Here is a 15,543-nt window from a genome sequence, read left to right as displayed (position 1 = left end):
TCGGGTCAGTCGCGCACCGGGCCCGGGGCCAGGACTTCACGCGAACCGTTGGTGTTCATGGACGTCACGACCCCGGCCATTTCCATGGCTTCGATCATGCGCGCGGCGCGGTTGTAGCCGATCTTCAGCTTGCGCTGAACCGCGGAAATGGAGGCGCGACGGCTTTCCAGCACGAACTGCACCGCTTCGTCGTACAGCGCGTCGGCCTCGGGATCGTCACCGTCGCCGCCACCGCTGCTGCCTTCGAAGCCGCTGCCCGCCTCTTCGACGCCATTGAGGATGTCGTCGTTGTATTCCGGCGCGCCCCGCAGTTTCCAGGCTTCCACCACGCGGTGAACCTCTTCGTCGGACACGAAAGCACCGTGAACACGAATCGGCAGGCTGGTACCCGGCGGCATGTAGAGCATGTCACCGTGACCCAGCAGTTGTTCGGCGCCACCCTGGTCGATGATGGTCCGGGAGTCGATCTTGCTCGATACCTGGAACGCCATGCGGGTCGGGATGTTGGCCTTGATCAGACCGGTGATCACATCCACCGACGGACGCTGGGTCGCAAGGATCAAGTGGATACCGGCCGCACGAGCCTTTTGCGCGATGCGGGCAATCAGCTCTTCAACCTTCTTGCCGACGATCATCATCATGTCGGCGAATTCGTCGACCACTACTACGATGGTCGGCAGCTTTTGCAGCAGCGGCGCTTCGTCGTGGATGCTTTCGCGCTTGTACAGCGGATCGCTCAACGGCTCGCCGGCGTCCTGGGCTTCCTTGACCTTGGCGTTGAAGCCCGACAGGTTTCGCACACCCATCTTGGCCATCAGCTTGTAGCGCCGCTCCATCTCGGCAACGCTCCAGCGCAAGGCGTTGGCGGCGTCCTTCATGTCGGTGACCACCGGGCACAGCAGGTGCGGAATGCCTTCGTAGATCGACAGTTCGAGCATTTTCGGGTCGATCATGATCAGCTTGGCGTCTTCCGGGCCGGACTTGAACAGGATCGACAGGATCATCGCGTTCACACCCACCGACTTACCGGAACCGGTGGTACCGGCCACCAGCAGGTGCGGCATTTTCGCCAGGTCGGTGATGACCGGCTTGCCGCCGATGTCGTGGCCCAGGGCCAGGGTGACCGGGGATTTGAAGTTGTCGTACTCGGGGGTCGACAACACCTCGGAGAAACGCACGATCTGCCGGTCTTCGTTGGGAATCTCGATACCGACCGTGGTCTTGCCCGGAATCACTTCCACCACACGCACGCTGGTCACGGCCAGGGAGCGCGCGAGGTCTTTGGCCAGGTTGGAAATACGGCTGACCTTGACCCCGGCCGCCGGCTGGATCTCGTAACGGGTGATCACCGGGCCCGGGTGAATCGAATCCACCGTGACTTCAACGCCGAATTCCTTGAGCTTGATTTCCAGCAAGTGGCCAACCGCAGCCAGGGATTCAGGCGAGTAATTGAGCTGTTTCTTTTCCGCCGGATCGAGAATCGAGATCGGTGGCAAGGTGCCTTCCACGGCGCTGTCGACGAACAGCGGCGCCTGTTTCTCTTTCTCCACGCGCTTGCTCGGTGCGACGGGCTTTGGCGGCGCGGGTGCAATCACCGGCGGCACCTGCTTCTCACGCTCGGACATGTGCTTGCTCAGGGCTTGCTCACGTTCGATCAGACGTTCCTTGACCTTGGCCTGCTCGCGCTTGTCGGTGACGCTCGGCGCGACCACTTCATCCATACGGTCGTCGACTTCACGCAACTGGGCGACCAGTTGCTTGCGCTCGGTACGGGCCGCCCACCAGCGATTGGCGGCGCCCTGGAACAGTTCGAACAGGTCGAGGGTGATCTTGCCGGTGATGTCCATCACCTTGAACCACGACAGGTCGGTAAACACCGTCAGGCCGAACAGGAACAACGCAATGAACAACAGCGTGCTGCCCTGGATATTCAGGGCGTTCCTGGCCAGTTCGCCGAGGCTTTCCCCCAGCGCACCGCCCGCACCGGCCGGCAGACCGGTTGCGGCATGGAAATGGATATGGGCCAGGGCGGCGCCCGACAGCACCAGGAACACCAGGCCGATCAGGCGCCAGGAGAACAGCCAGCCGCTCCACTGCCACGGTTCGTGACGCTGGCGGAAGATCTGGTACGCCTTGACGGCCAGCAGCAACGGGAAGATGTAGGCGAAGTAACCCAGCACCATGAACAGGATATCAGCGCTGTAGGAGCCCGCTGGCCCGCCGAAGTTCTGCACGTCGTCGATCTTGCTGTTATGACTCCAGCCCGGATCATCCTTGCCATAGGTCAACAAGGCCATCATCAGGAACAGGCACAAGGCACCGATGGCGATCAGCGCACCTTCCTTGAGTCGGTAGTGCAAGTGCTGGCGCCAGAGCGGTACGACGGCTGGTTTAGGTGCTGCGGTGGATTTCTTCAAAACGCTTCTATTCCTGCGCCATGGGCGCGTCCATCTGTTGAATGACTATAAAAACTGCCCAATCCAGGCAGGTAAAAAAGTTAACACGCGTTACCGGGACTACTTTTAACACTGCGCCCCGGTTTTTATAAACATGGTGCGCACTGAATATATGTAACACGCAGGGCATTGTACGGGTTTGTACGCACGACGCCATGCTTGAGACCCTTGGGTGTAGCATAGTCAAAAGCATATGACATGCTGTTCAATTTGAGCATGCATTCTCTTTTGTGACAAAGGCTTATGAGGTGTTTTTATGAGCGAAGCGAAGCATTCACGCCTGATTATCCTGGGCTCCGGCCCCGCCGGTTACAGCGCGGCCGTTTATGCCGCCCGCGCCAACCTCAAGCCCGTAGTCATTACCGGCATACAGGCGGGTGGCCAGCTCACCACCACCGTTGAAGTGGATAACTGGCCAGGCGACGTCGAAGGCCTGACCGGACCGGTGCTGATGGACCGCATGCAAAAACACGCCGAACGCTTTGCCACCGAGATCGTTTACGACCACATCCACACCGCCAAGTTGCAACAACGGCCGTTCGAGCTGATTGGCGATGGTGGAACCTACACCTGCGACGCGCTGATCATTGCCACCGGCGCCAGCGCGCAATACCTGGGTCTGCCGTCGGAAGAAGCGTTTGCCGGCAAAGGGGTGTCGGCGTGCGCAACCTGTGATGGATTTTTCTATCGCAATCAGGTGGTTGCGGTGGTCGGCGGCGGCAACACCGCGGTCGAGGAAGCCTTGTACCTGTCGAACATCGCCAAGGAAGTGCACCTGGTCCATCGGCGCGACAAGCTGCGCTCGGAGAAGATCCTCCAGGACAAACTCTTCGAAAAAGCCGCCAACGGCAATATCCGCCTGCACTGGAACCAGAACCTGGACGAAGTGCTCGGCGATGCCCGCGGCGTGACCGGCGCCCGCCTGCGAGACAGCCAAACGGGCGAAACCAGAGAGCTGCCGCTGTCCGGGGTGTTTATCGCCATCGGCCACAAACCCAACACCGACCTGTTCACGGGCCAACTGGAAATGCGCGACGGGTATCTGCTGGTCAAGGGTGGCAGTGAAGGCGATGCCACCGCTACGGCGATTGCGGGAGTGTTTGCCGCCGGCGACGTGGCCGACCACGTTTATCGCCAGGCCGTTACGTCTGCCGGGGCCGGTTGCATGGCGGCACTGGACGCCGAAAAATACCTCGACGACACTCCAACCGTTTGAAGGCAAACTTTATGGCGGGCCAACACCCGCCACCGCCCTCCCCTTCTGTAAGTCCGGATGCCATGCTGACTTGGTTACAACGCAACACCTTGCATTTCCCACCGCTGGAAAAGGCCATGCGCGACCCCAACGGGCTGCTGGCTGCCGGTGGCGATCTGTCCGCCGATCGGTTGATCTCGGCTTATCGCCACGGCTGCTTCCCATGGTTTTCCGAAGGCCAGCCGATCCTCTGGTGGTCTCCGGACCCGCGCACGGTGCTGTTTCCCGACGAATTGCACGTCTCGCGCAGCCTGAACAAGCTGCTGCGCCAGCAACGCTATCAAGTGACCTTTGACCAGGACTTTGCGGCCGTCATCCGTGCCTGTGCCGCGCCCCGGGATTACGCGGATGGCACCTGGATCACCGAGGCCATGCAGGACGCCTACATCGAGTTGCATAGACGCGGACACGCGCACTCGGTGGAAGTGTGGGACGGGGATGAACTGGTCGGCGGATTGTATGGCCTGGCAATGGGCCAGTTGTTTTTCGGCGAGTCCATGTTCAGCCTCGCTGACAACGCCTCGAAATTCGGTTTTGCCACACTGGTTCGACATCTGAAAGACTCGGGCTTCGTGCTGATCGACTGCCAAATGCCCACCGACCACCTGCATAGCCTGGGCGCCCGGGCGATTGCGCGCCGCGAGTTTGCCGATTATCTGGCCAGGCACCTTGACCAACCCAACCATGCCACCTGGGTTTGCTGAGCGACTTTTGCGCAGGTGGCTTACACTTATTCAAAAGCATTATCCCGAGGGTTGATCATGACCGAGTTGGCGCGTTTGAAGTTCTATGCCACTCAGCCGCACTCTTGCAGTTATCTGCCCGATGAGCAGGCCACAACCCTGTTCCTCGACCCTAGCCAGCCCATGGATGTGCATGTCTACGCAGACCTGTCGGAGATGGGGTTTCGTCGCAGTGGCGATCATCTCTATCGGCCGCATTGCCAGAATTGCAATGCGTGCGTTCCGGCGCGCATTCCCGTGGGGCAGTTCACGCCCAACCGGCAACAGAAACGCATCTTCAAGCGCAACGTGGATTTGCAGGTGCGCCCGGCCAGGCCCGGCTTCAACGAAGAGTACTTCGACCTTTACCAGCGCTATATCGAACAGCGTCACGCCGATGGCGATATGTACCCGCCGAGTCGCGACCAGTTTTCGACATTCCTGGTGCGGGACCTGCCGTTTTCAAGATTTTACGAGTTCCGCCTGAACGGCCAGCTGCTGGCCGTCGCCGTCACTGATTTACTGCCGAACGGTCTTTCGGCGGTCTACACCTTCTACGAACCGGCCGAAGAGCGCCGCAGCCTTGGGCGCTATGCAATCCTCTGGCAAATCGCCGAGGCCAGGCGGCTGGGGCTGGATGCGGTCTACCTCGGCTACTGGATCAAAAACTGCAAAAAAATGAACTACAAGACTCAATATCGCCCCATTGAGTTGCTGATTAATCAGCGCTGGGTGGTTCTAAACTAGAGCCGGCCCTAAACCCCTTGGCTTAAACCCCACTTTTCGGGCACAATGCACGCCGCTTTTGCCTGGCGCAGTTGCACCGGGCCATTCATTGGACACCGAGGGCTTTACTGCATGTCGAAAGAAGACAGCTTCGAAATGGAAGGCACTGTCGTCGACACCCTGCCCAACACCATGTTTCGTGTGGAGTTGGAAAATGGGCACGTCGTAACCGCGCACATCTCCGGCAAGATGCGCAAGAACTACATCCGTATTCTTACCGGCGACAAAGTGCGCGTAGAGCTGACTCCCTATGACTTGAGCAAAGGGCGCATCACTTACCGCGCTCGCTAATCAAGTCAATACAAGACGCCCGGCTTATGCCGGGCGTTTTTGTTTGTCTGCGATTTAGCTGCCGCACTCGGACAATGTGGGAGCGGGCTTGCTCGCGAATGCGATCTGCCTGACACAGGGATGCTGGATATGCCGACGCTTTCGCGAGCAAACCCGCTCCCACACTGGATTTGTGCATGACCTGCAGACAACAAAAAGGCGCCTCCCGGCGCCTTTTTGCTTTGCTTCTGAACGTCAGGCCATCTCGGCCGTGGTCTCGAACTCGAAGGTCAGTTCGCCGTCCTTGATGTCGATGTGCACTACACCGCCATGCTCGGCCAGTTCGCCAAAGAGAATCTCCTCCGCCAGCGGACGCTTGATCTTGTCCTGGATCAGGCGAGCCATTGGGCGAGCACCCATTGCCGCGTCGTAGCCACCTTCGGCCAGCCAGTTACGGGCTGCATCGGTGACCTCCAGCAACACACGCTTGTCTTCCAACTGCGCCTGAAGCTCGGTAAGGAACTTGTCCACCACACTCTTGATGACCTCATGGCTGAGGCGACCAAACTGGATGATGGTGTCCAGACGGTTGCGGAATTCCGGCGTGAAGCTCTTCTTGATCACTTCCATCGCATCGGACGAGTGATCCTGATAGGTGAAACCGATCGAAGCGCGGGCTGCGGTCTCGGCACCGGCGTTGGTCGTCATGATGACGATCACGTTACGGAAATCCGCCTTGCGCCCGTTGTTATCGGTCAGCGTACCGTGGTCCATGACCTGCAGCAGCAAGTTGAAGACTTCCGGATGCGCCTTCTCGATCTCGTCGAGCAACAGCACGCAGTGTGGCTGCTTGGTGATGGCTTCGGTGAGCAGACCGCCCTGATCGAATCCGACATAACCCGGAGGCGCACCGATCAGACGCGATACGGTGTGGCGCTCCATGTACTCGGACATGTCGAAGCGAATCAACTCGACACCCAAGGCCTTGGCCAACTGACGCGCCGCTTCGGTTTTACCGACACCGGTAGGCCCTGCGAACAGGAACGAACCGACAGGCTTGTCAGGGGACTTGAGGCCGGCACGGGACAGCTTGATCGCGGTTGCCAGGGAGTCGATCGCGGCATCCTGACCGAACACGGTCAACTTCAGGTCACGCTCGAGGTTACGCAGCAGCTCCTTGTCGGAGCTGGTGACGTGTTTTGGCGGAATCCGCGCGATTTTCGCGACGATGTCCTCGACTTGAGGCACTTCGATGCGCTTCACACGCTTCTCGACCGGTTGCAGGCGCTGGTAGGCACCCGCCTCGTCGATGACGTCGATGGCCTTGTCCGGCATATGACGGTCATTGATGTAACGCGAGGCCAGTTCGGCAGCCGCGCGCAGGGCTTCATCACTGTATTCGATATTGTGATGGCTTTCGAAACGCCCCTTCAGGCCGCGCAGAATGCCAATGGTGTCTTCCACCGAAGGTTCCGACACATCGACCTTCTGGAAACGCCGGGCCAAAGCACGGTCCTTCTCGAAGATCCCGCGAAATTCCTGGAACGTTGTGGAACCGATGCAGCGGATATCACCGGACGACAGCAGTGGCTTGAGCAGGTTCGAGGCATCCATGACGCCACCGGACGCGGCACCCGCACCAATGATGGTGTGGATCTCGTCGATGAACAGGATCGCCTGCGGACGTTTTTTCAGTTCATTGAGCAGCGCCTTGAAGCGCTTCTCGAAATCGCCACGGTACTTGGTACCAGCCAGCAAGGCACCCAGGTCGAGGGAGTAAACCACGCTGTTGGCCAGCAGGTCCGGCACCTGGTTGTCGACAATGCGCTTGGCCAGACCTTCGGCAATCGCGGTTTTACCCACGCCAGCCTCGCCCACCAGCAGCGGATTGTTTTTGCGGCGACGCGCCAGGATCTGCGCAACACGCTCGACTTCCAGCTCACGCCCCACCAGCGGATCGATGCGACCCTGGCGCGCGAGTTCGTTGAGGTTGCTGGCATAAGCATCCAGGGGATTGCCTGAGGAAGAAGACTCACCGCCCTCGTCGTCCTGCATATCTTGCTCACCTTCAGAGTGATCGCCATGCCCCGGCACCTTGGAAATGCCATGGGCGATGTAGTTGACGACATCTATACGGGCAACGCTCTGCTGTTTCAGCAGGAACACCGCCTGACTCTCTTGCTCACTGAAGATCGCGACCAGCACGTTGGCACCAGTCACTTCGCGTTTGCCCGAGCTCTGTACGTGAAACACAGCACGTTGCAGTACACGCTGGAAGCCCAGGGTTGGCTGGGTTTCGCGATCCTCATCATGCACGGGGATCAATGGCGTGGTGGAGTCGATGAACTCCTGCAGGTCATGCTTGAGTTTGTCGAGGTTCGCGCCGCACGCACGCAAAACGGTGGCGGCAGCCTCATTGTCCAATAGGGCCAGCAAGAGGTGTTCGACGGTCATGAATTCATGACGCTTCGAACGAGCTTCCTTGAAGGCAAGATTGAGGGTGACTTCGAGCTCGCGGTTTAACATAGCTTCACCTCATACCCAAGTGGTCGGCGATTAACCGTCCTTCTCGATTTCACAGAGTAGCGGATGCTGGCTTTCCCTGGCGTACTGGTTGACCTGCATGGCCTTGGTCTCGGCGATGTCACGGGTAAACACTCCACATACTGCCCGCCCTTCTGTGTGGACGGCCAGCATGACCTTGGTCGCCAGCTCGCGATTCAGGTTAAAAAACACCTCGAGCACTTCGACGACGAAATCCATCGGTGTGTAGTCATCATTGAACAAAACCACCTTGTACATCGGCGGCGCCTGTAGTGCAGGCTTTGCCTCCTGAACAGCAATGCCTGCGGAATCGTCGTCGTGTAAATCAGGGCGATCCTGATTGAATGTTAGTCGAATCTGGCTGATTGCATGCATGGAAAGAAAGGTTCGTCAGTTGTTCAAATACAGTGGTGGGGGCGGTTATCAGCGATTTCAACTCCGACTGCCGGGTCAGCTTGACTATCGGCAAAACGGTGTTACAACCAATAGAGCCCACAGTGGGTAAAAAAGGTCCGCGGAGTCAATCTTATTTACAGATTCGACTGCGGATGTACTGGATGATACTCCAGTGATGGAGTCTGTTGCAGAGGGAGTTGGGTATGTCAGGCGGCAAGGTCAGCGGCAAGGTCAAATGGTTCAACAACGCCAAGGGTTACGGTTTCATCATCGAGGACGGCAAGACAGAAGACCTGTTTGCCCACTACTCCGCCATCCAGATGGAAGGTTATAAAACCCTGAAAGCCGGGCAAGCTGTCGTATTCGACATCATCCAGGGCCCCAAGGGCCTGCACGCGATCAACATTGGCAACCCGGTGGATGCTTCGAAAGCGACGACATCCGCCCCGCAACAGACCGTTACAGTTTAAGCCCACACCGTCATCCCGCCATAAAAAAACCGCCTGACTCAAATACTTGAATCAGGCGGTTTTTGTGTGCCTGCGTTTTCTTACATGTGCGAGATCAGCGCATCGCCGAAGCCGGAAGACGAAACCAGCTTGGCGCCTTCCATCAGACGCTCGAAGTCATAGGTTACGGTCCTGGCGGAAATCGCGCCGTTGGTGCCCTTGATGATCAGGTCGGCTGCTTCGGTCCAGCCCATGTGGCGCAGCATCATTTCAGCGGACAGGATCAGCGAACCCGGGTTGACCTGGTCCTTGCCGGCGTACTTCGGCGCAGTACCGTGGGTGGCTTCGAACATGGCCACGGTGTCGGACAGGTTGGCACCTGGTGCGATACCGATACCGCCCACTTCCGCCGCCAGCGCGTCGGAGAGGTAGTCGCCGTTCAGGTTCAGGGTTGCGATCACATCGTACTCGGCCGGGCGCAGCAGGATCTGCTGGAGCATGGCGTCGGCGATGGCATCCTTGACGACAACGTTCTTGCCGGTTTTCGGGTTCTTGAACTGCATCCACGGACCGCCGTCGAGCAGGGTCGCACCGAACTCTTCAGCCGCCACTTCGTAGGCCCATTCCTTGAAGGCACCTTCGGTGAACTTCATGATGTTGCCTTTGTGCACGATGGTCAGCGAATCGCGATCGTTGTCGACCACATATTGCAGGGCCTTGCGTGCCAGACGCTTGGTGCCTTGCAGGGACACCGGCTTGACACCGATACCGCAGTTCTCGTCGAAACGGATCTTGGTAACGCCCATTTCTTCTTTGAGGAACTTGATGACCTTGGTGGCTTCCGGCGTACCGGCCTTCCACTCGATGCCGGCGTAGATGTCTTCGGAGTTCTCGCGGAAGATGGTCATGTCGACATCGCCTGGCTTCTTGACCGGGCTCGGCACGCCTTCGAACCAGCGCACCGGGCGCAGGCAGACGTACAGGTCGAGTTGCTGGCGCAGGGCCACGTTCAGGGAACGGATGCCGCCACCGACCGGGGTGGTCAGCGGGCCCTTGATGGAAACCACGTAATCCTTGACCGCGTCCAGGGTTTCCTGAGGCAGCCAGGTGTCCTGATCGTAAACCTGAGTCGCTTTCTCCCCTGCGTACACTTCCATCCAGGAAATCTTGCGCTCGCCACCGTAAGCCTTCTTAACAGCAGCATCGACAACCTTGATCATGACCGGGCTGATGTCGACACCAATGCCGTCGCCTTCGATGAAGGGGATGATCGGGTTATTAGGAACATTGAGAGAATGGTCTGCATTGACGGTGATTTTGTCGCCGACGGCTGGAACCTGAATCTTCTTGTAACCCATGCTGAACTCCATTGATTGGATTGAACATCTGGCTTGGTTCGAGCGTAACCCAGTTGAATCGGCGCGCAAACCCTATGTTCCATCGATCTGGCGCAAAGCCTTGCAACTCGTGCGCTACAAGCCTGAAAACAAAGGGAAAAGCGCCAAAACCAAGCACGACGAATGACTCTACGCCCGACTTGCCCCTGCGACCTTTAGACCAATGGACGACATTCGTTGCGTATGAACCATCGGCAGATTGCCAGCTACCTATGTATAATGCCGCCGCTGACCACAGGGTCACGACGGTTGAAGTGCTCTACGACGAGACTTTCCGCCTGGCAGGCCGGCCTGTTATCGCAGTCCGGCCACTTGACGCCCTACTGATGCACCCAACATCACAGCAACGAAACCTCGATATTCGGCTCATGGATGACTTTGAACGAACGCGCTTACCCGGCGCCCTCGAGTTTCTGCGCACGCTTTAGCAAAGAAGAGAGAGTTAATCCGAATATGCCCACCCGCTCGAAGATCATCTATACCTTCACCGACGAAGCTCCTGCCCTCGCCACCTATTCACTGTTGCCTATCGTAGAGGCGTTCACCGCCTCGGCTGATATCGCCGTTGAAACCCGCGATATCTCTCTTGCAGGGCGCATCCTGGCCAGCTTCCCCGAGCAACTGGGTGACAAAGCCGTAGCCGACCACCTCGCCGAACTGGGCGCCCTGGCCGTTACGCCTGAAGCCAACATCATCAAATTGCCGAACATCAGCGCCTCGGTTCCGCAACTGCAAGCCGCGATCAAAGAGCTGCAAGCTCAAGGCTTCGCACTGCCGGACTACCCTGAGACTGTCACCAGCGACGCCGACAAAGAAGCCAAGGCGCGCTACGACAAGATCAAGGGCAGCGCCGTGAACCCGGTTCTGCGCGAAGGCAACTCCGACCGCCGCGCTCCGCTGTCGGTCAAGAACTACGCACGCAAGCACCCGCACAAAATGGGCGCCTGGGCCAAGGACTCCAAGTCCCACATCGCGCACATGAGCACCGGCGATTTCTACGGCAGCGAAAAAGCTGCCCTGATCGACGCCGCTGACGCCGTGAAAATCGAACTGATCGCTCAAGACGGCACCACCACCGTCCTGAAAGAAAAGACCAGCGTACAAGCCGGTGAGATCCTCGATTGCGCGGTGCTGAGCAAAAACGCCCTGCGCAGCTTCATCGCGGCCGAAATCGAAGACGCCAAGGCACAAGGCGTGCTGCTGTCGGTTCACTTGAAAGCCACCATGATGAAGGTCTCCGACCCGATCATGTTCGGCCAGATCGTTGCCGAGTTCTATAAAGACGCACTGGCCAAGCACGCTGACGTGCTGGCACAGATCGGCTTCAACCTGAACAACGGCATCGGCGACCTGTACGCTCGCATCAAGGCCCTGCCTGCTGAACAGCAAGCGGCCATCGAAGCTGACATCCAGGCGGTCTACGCCGTTCGCCCTTCCCTGGCGATGGTCAACTCCGACAAAGGCATCACCAACCTGCACGTGCCGAGCGACGTCATCGTCGACGCCTCGATGCCGGCGATGATCCGTGACTCCGGCAAGATGTGGGGCACCGACGGCCAGCTGCACGACACCAAGGCCGTGATCCCGGATCGCTGCTACGCCACCATCTACCAGGCTGTGATCGAAGATTGCAAAGCCAACGGTGCGTTCGATCCGACCACCATGGGCAGCGTGCCGAACGTTGGCCTGATGGCGAAGAAAGCCGAAGAGTACGGCTCCCACGACAAGACCTTCCAGATCAAGGCTGACGGCGTTGTTCGCGTCACCGACAGCAAAGGCACCCTGCTGATGGAACAGGCTGTTGAAGCCGGTGACATCTTCCGCATGTGCCAGACCAAAGACGCGCCGATCCAGGATTGGGTCAAACTGGCCGTCAACCGTGCTCGCGCAAGCGCGACCCCGGCGATCTTCTGGCTGGACCCGATGCGCGCCCACGACGGCGTAGTGATCGAGAAAGTTCAGGCTTACCTGAAGGATCACGACACTGCCGGTCTGGACATCCAGATCATGGCGCCGGTCGACGCGATGAAGTACACCCTGCAGCGCACCCGCGATGGCAAGGACACCATTTCGGTGACCGGCAACGTACTGCGCGACTACCTGACCGACCTGTTCCCGATCATGGAACTGGGCACCAGCGCCAAGATGCTGTCGATCGTGCCGCTGATGAACGGCGGTGGCCTGTTCGAAACCGGCGCCGGCGGTTCGGCTCCGAAGCACGTTCAGCAGTTACTGGAAGAAAACTTCCTGCGCTGGGATTCGCTGGGTGAATTCCTGGCCCTGGCCGCGTCCCTGGAACACCTGGGCGTGACCTACAACAACCCTAAGGCGCTGGTTCTGGCCAAGACCCTGGACCAGGCCACCGGCCAGTTCCTGGACAACAACAAGTCGCCATCGCGCAAAGTCGGCAACATCGACAACCGCGGCAGCCACTTCTACCTGGCGCTGTACTGGGCCCAGGCCCTGGCTACCCAGACCGAAGACGCTGCACTGCAAGCACAGTTCGCGACCCTGGCCAAGACCCTGACCGAGAACGAGGCGACCATCGTTGCCGAACTCAACGCCGTTCAGGGCAAGCCAGTGGACATCGGCGGTTACTACCACGCCGACGCCGAGCTGATCAGCAAGGCCATGCGCCCAAGCGCAACCTTCAACGCGGCTGTTGCTGCGCTGGTTTAAGGTTGTAAGGGAACATCACAAACCCCGGCCCTGTGCCGGGGTTTGTGTTTTTGGCGTTTACGCAAATTTATCTGTGAAATACGGACCAATGTGGGAGCGGGCTTGCTCGCGAATACGATTTATCATTCAACACTTCCATTGACTGACCCACCGCATTCGCGAGCAAGCCCGCTCCCACACTGATCGCATTTCAATTTCAGAATTGAGGAAGTTTATGGACTGGAAACCCCACATCACCGTCGCCACCATCGTCGAAGACAACGGCCGCTTCCTGATGGTCGAAGAACACAAGGCCGGTCGCAACGTGCTCAACCAGCCCGCCGGTCATCTGGACCCGAACGAAACCCTGACCGAAGCTGCCGTGCGCGAAACCCTCGAGGAAACCGGCTGGGACGTCGAACCGACCGGCGTACTGGGCATTTACCTCTACACCGCCCCGAGCAACGGTGTGACGTACCAGCGGGTCTGCTTCATCGCCAAACCACTGAAACACCACGCGGATTATCAACTGGATGACGGCATCGTCGGCGCCAAGTGGTTGACCCGCGAGGAATTAATCGAACAGCGCGACAACTGGCGCAGCGAGCTGATCATCCGCTGCATCGACGACTATCTGACAGGCCAACACTTCGGCCTCGAATTGATCCGTCCTTCTCTTTAGCCATGCAGGCCCGAGCCTGATAGAATCGCGTCCTTTTTCAAGACACTCATTGAATCCCTATGCGTGATCCAGCCCCTTCTGACACACAAAAGAAGCGCGTCATTGTCGGCATGTCCGGCGGCGTGGACTCTTCCGTTTCCGCCCTCCTGCTGATCGAGCAGGGCTATGAGGTGGAAGGCCTGTTCATGAAGAACTGGGAAGAGGACGATGGAACCGAATACTGCACCGCCATGGATGACCTGGCGGACGCCCAGGCCGTGTGCGACAAGATTGGCATCAAGCTGCACACCGCCAACTTCGCCTCCGAGTACTGGGACAACGTGTTCGAGCATTTCCTGGCCGAATACAAGGCCGGACGCACGCCGAACCCGGACATCCTGTGCAACCGTGAAATCAAGTTCAAGGCGTTCCTCGACTATGCCATGGTGCTCGGCGCCGACCTGATCGCCACCGGCCACTACGTGCGTCGCCGCGACATCGATGGCCGCACCGAACTGCTCAAGGGCCTGGACCCGAACAAGGACCAGAGCTACTTCCTGCACGCCGTCGGCGGTGAACAGATCGCCAAGACCCTGTTCCCGGTCGGCGAGCTGGAAAAACCGCAAGTGCGCGCCATTGCCGAGAAGTACGAACTGGCGACCGCCAAGAAAAAGGATTCCACCGGGATCTGCTTTATCGGCGAGCGCCGCTTCAGCGACTTCCTCAAGCAGTATCTGCCGGCGCAACCGGGCGAGATCAAGACCACCGAAGGCGAAGTCATCGGCCGTCACCACGGCCTGATGTACCACACCATCGGCCAGCGCCAGGGTCTGGGCATTGGCGGCCTGAAAGACGCCAGCGATGAGCCGTGGTACGTGCTGATCAAGGACCTGGAACACAATGAGCTGATCGTAGGCCAGGGCAATGATCACCCGTGGCTATTCTCCCGCGCCCTGCTCGCTTCCGATATCTACTGGGTCAACCCGTTCGATCTGAGCCAGCCACGCAAGCTGACCGCCAAGGTTCGTTATCGCCAGAGCGACCAGCCCTGCACCCTGGAAAAAACCGCCACCGGTTATCGCGCGACCTTCGATGACCCGCAACGCGCGGTCACTCCGGGCCAGTCCGTGGTGTTCTACGACGGTGAAATCTGCCTCGGCGGCGGCGTGATTGAAGTAGCCGAGCCGTGGACGAGCAAGGGCCAGGCCCTATGAACCCGATTCAGGAGCAACTGACGGCACTGGGCGGCGTGTTTCTCGCCGCGGTGCTGGTGGACAGGATCGCCAAAACCGGCCAGACCAACGAAGCCGGCCTGACCTGCATGCTCGGTAGCCTGCTGATTCGCGACCCCAAGGACACTTTGGAAGTCTACGGCGGCGACGACATCAACCTGCGTGAAGGCTATCGCGCCCTGATCGGCGCCCTCGAACGCGATCCAAGCGCCCTGCAGCGCGAACCGCTGCGTTATGCCCTGGCCATGCTCGGCCTTGAGCGTCAGCTGGCCAAGCGCAACGACATGCTCGATGTGATCGGCAAGCGCCTGCCGCAGATCCAGTCCCAGGTCGAACACTTCGGCCCGGCCCACGAAAACGTGATCGCCGCGTGCGGCGCGCTGTATCAGGACACCCTGAGCACCTTGCGCCAACGCATCCAGGTGCACGGTGACATGCGCAACCTGCAACAACCGAGCAACGCCTCGAAAATTCGCGCCCTGCTGCTGGCCGGGATTCGTTCGGCGCGCCTGTGGCGGCAGTTGGGCGGTCATCGCTGGCAGCTGGTGGTCAGCCGCCGCAAATTGCTCAAAGAGCTTTACCCCTTGATGCGTAACGAATAACCCGCATCGACAGACACGAACTCAACAATACGCGTAATACGCCGGTCAGTTGGCGACGGACCGGCGGATTTTTTCATGTATGATACGCGCCCCATTTCGTTGCCCGACTGTCCGA

14 protein-coding genes are annotated in these 15,543 nt (G+C 59.1%); 10 read left to right on the top strand and 4 right to left on the bottom strand.

Annotation, left to right across the window (positions count from 1 at the left end; all coding sequences use genetic code 11):
- Positions 1–5: 5 nt before the first annotated feature.
- Positions 6–2,417 carry a DNA translocase FtsK gene (locus AC3IT6_RS10315; RefSeq protein ID WP_489355219.1) on the bottom strand — a complete coding sequence of 804 codons (2,412 nt, stop codon included), beginning with the start codon at positions 2,415–2,417 and terminating at the stop codon, positions 6–8.
- Between the two features lie 295 nt (positions 2,418–2,712).
- Here AC3IT6_RS10315 and trxB point away from each other — a divergent pair, with 295 nt between their 5' ends.
- The 4 genes from trxB to infA all read left to right on the top strand — a co-directional run bounded on the left by trxB (position 2,713) and on the right by infA (position 5,510).
- Positions 2,713–3,672 (top strand): thioredoxin-disulfide reductase, encoded by a 960-nt coding sequence (gene trxB / locus AC3IT6_RS10310; RefSeq protein WP_489355217.1) that lies wholly within the window; start codon positions 2,713–2,715, stop codon positions 3,670–3,672.
- Between the two features lie 62 nt (positions 3,673–3,734).
- Positions 3,735–4,415, top strand: a complete 681-nt coding sequence (gene aat / locus AC3IT6_RS10305) for a leucyl/phenylalanyl-tRNA--protein transferase (RefSeq protein ID WP_108217862.1) — start codon at positions 3,735–3,737, stop codon at positions 4,413–4,415.
- Positions 4,416–4,472: 57 nt separating this feature from the next.
- On the top strand, positions 4,473–5,180 hold the full coding sequence (locus tag AC3IT6_RS10300) for an arginyltransferase (protein ID WP_046037862.1): 708 nt from the start codon (positions 4,473–4,475) through the stop codon (positions 5,178–5,180).
- A gap of 111 nt (positions 5,181–5,291) precedes the next feature.
- Entirely contained in the window at positions 5,292–5,510 is a 219-nt protein-coding gene (infA, locus tag AC3IT6_RS10295) for a translation initiation factor IF-1 (protein ID WP_002553999.1), read from the top strand.
- A gap of 234 nt (positions 5,511–5,744) precedes the next feature.
- Here infA and clpA read toward each other — a convergent pair whose 3' ends face one another.
- Both clpA and clpS read right to left on the bottom strand, forming a co-directional pair.
- Positions 5,745–8,015 carry an ATP-dependent Clp protease ATP-binding subunit ClpA gene (gene clpA / locus AC3IT6_RS10290; protein ID WP_056723817.1) on the bottom strand — a complete coding sequence of 757 codons (2,271 nt, stop codon included), beginning with the start codon at positions 8,013–8,015 and terminating at the stop codon, positions 5,745–5,747.
- 30 nt (positions 8,016–8,045) lie between these two features.
- On the bottom strand, positions 8,046–8,408 hold the full coding sequence (gene clpS / locus AC3IT6_RS10285; protein ID WP_015094394.1) for an ATP-dependent Clp protease adapter ClpS: 363 nt from the start codon (positions 8,406–8,408) through the stop codon (positions 8,046–8,048).
- 224 nt (positions 8,409–8,632) lie between these two features.
- Here clpS and cspD point away from each other — a divergent pair, with 224 nt between their 5' ends.
- Positions 8,633–8,899: a cold shock domain-containing protein CspD gene (cspD, locus tag AC3IT6_RS10280; RefSeq protein WP_223453974.1), complete on the top strand. Its 267-nt coding sequence runs from the start codon at positions 8,633–8,635 to the stop codon at positions 8,897–8,899.
- Positions 8,900–8,979: 80 nt separating this feature from the next.
- On the opposite strand, the gene icd is transcribed toward cspD, so the two are convergent.
- The gene (gene icd / locus AC3IT6_RS10275; protein ID WP_150725943.1) at positions 8,980–10,236 is read right to left on the bottom strand and encodes an NADP-dependent isocitrate dehydrogenase; all 1,257 of its coding nucleotides are present in this window, start codon (positions 10,234–10,236) and stop codon (positions 8,980–8,982) included.
- Here icd and AC3IT6_RS10270 point away from each other — a divergent pair.
- The 5 genes from AC3IT6_RS10270 to hflD all read left to right on the top strand — a co-directional run bounded on the left by AC3IT6_RS10270 (position 10,235) and on the right by hflD (position 15,428).
- Positions 10,235–10,402, top strand: a complete 168-nt coding sequence (locus AC3IT6_RS10270) for a hypothetical protein (RefSeq protein WP_489355213.1) — start codon at positions 10,235–10,237, stop codon at positions 10,400–10,402. The genes icd and AC3IT6_RS10270 overlap by 2 nt on opposite strands.
- Positions 10,403–10,728: 326 nt before the next feature.
- Entirely contained in the window at positions 10,729–12,954 is a 2,226-nt protein-coding gene (locus AC3IT6_RS10265) for an NADP-dependent isocitrate dehydrogenase (RefSeq protein ID WP_489355211.1), read from the top strand.
- Between the two features lie 214 nt (positions 12,955–13,168).
- A complete protein-coding gene (locus AC3IT6_RS10260) occupies positions 13,169–13,615 on the top strand; it encodes an NUDIX hydrolase (RefSeq protein WP_489355209.1) in 447 nt (148 codons plus the stop codon).
- Between the two features lie 59 nt (positions 13,616–13,674).
- Complete coding sequence (gene mnmA, locus AC3IT6_RS10255; RefSeq protein ID WP_489355207.1) at positions 13,675–14,808, top strand: tRNA 2-thiouridine(34) synthase MnmA; 1,134 nt, start codon at positions 13,675–13,677, stop codon at positions 14,806–14,808.
- Positions 14,805–15,428: a high frequency lysogenization protein HflD gene (hflD, locus tag AC3IT6_RS10250; protein WP_489355205.1), complete on the top strand. Its 624-nt coding sequence runs from the start codon at positions 14,805–14,807 to the stop codon at positions 15,426–15,428. The genes mnmA and hflD overlap by 4 nt, the downstream gene beginning before the upstream one ends.
- The last annotated feature ends 115 nt before the right edge of the window (positions 15,429–15,543 follow it).

The sequence above is a fragment of the Pseudomonas sp. KH_017 genome (genome assembly GCF_057840285.1).
The sequence above is the reverse complement of the archived record's forward strand: the minus strand, read 5'-3'. Positions and strand labels throughout refer to the sequence as shown.

Coding starts and splice junctions, on each gene's coding strand:
- AC3IT6_RS10265 (WP_489355211.1), top strand. CDS start 10,729: ATGCCCACCCGCTCGAAGATCATCTATACCTTCACCGACGAAGCTCCT.
- AC3IT6_RS10270 (WP_489355213.1), top strand. CDS start 10,235: ATGCTGAACTCCATTGATTGGATTGAACATCTGGCTTGGTTCGAGCGT.
- hflD (WP_489355205.1), top strand. CDS start 14,805: ATGAACCCGATTCAGGAGCAACTGACGGCACTGGGCGGCGTGTTTCTC.
- cspD (WP_223453974.1), top strand. CDS start 8,633: ATGTCAGGCGGCAAGGTCAGCGGCAAGGTCAAATGGTTCAACAACGCC.
- AC3IT6_RS10300 (WP_046037862.1), top strand. CDS start 4,473: ATGACCGAGTTGGCGCGTTTGAAGTTCTATGCCACTCAGCCGCACTCT.
- infA (WP_002553999.1), top strand. CDS start 5,292: ATGTCGAAAGAAGACAGCTTCGAAATGGAAGGCACTGTCGTCGACACC.
- icd (WP_150725943.1), bottom strand. CDS start 10,236: ATGGGTTACAAGAAGATTCAGGTTCCAGCCGTCGGCGACAAAATCACC.
- clpA (WP_056723817.1), bottom strand. CDS start 8,015: ATGTTAAACCGCGAGCTCGAAGTCACCCTCAATCTTGCCTTCAAGGAA.
- AC3IT6_RS10260 (WP_489355209.1), top strand. CDS start 13,169: ATGGACTGGAAACCCCACATCACCGTCGCCACCATCGTCGAAGACAAC.
- aat (WP_108217862.1), top strand. CDS start 3,735: ATGCTGACTTGGTTACAACGCAACACCTTGCATTTCCCACCGCTGGAA.
- trxB (WP_489355217.1), top strand. CDS start 2,713: ATGAGCGAAGCGAAGCATTCACGCCTGATTATCCTGGGCTCCGGCCCC.
- mnmA (WP_489355207.1), top strand. CDS start 13,675: ATGCGTGATCCAGCCCCTTCTGACACACAAAAGAAGCGCGTCATTGTC.
- clpS (WP_015094394.1), bottom strand. CDS start 8,408: ATGCATGCAATCAGCCAGATTCGACTAACATTCAATCAGGATCGCCCT.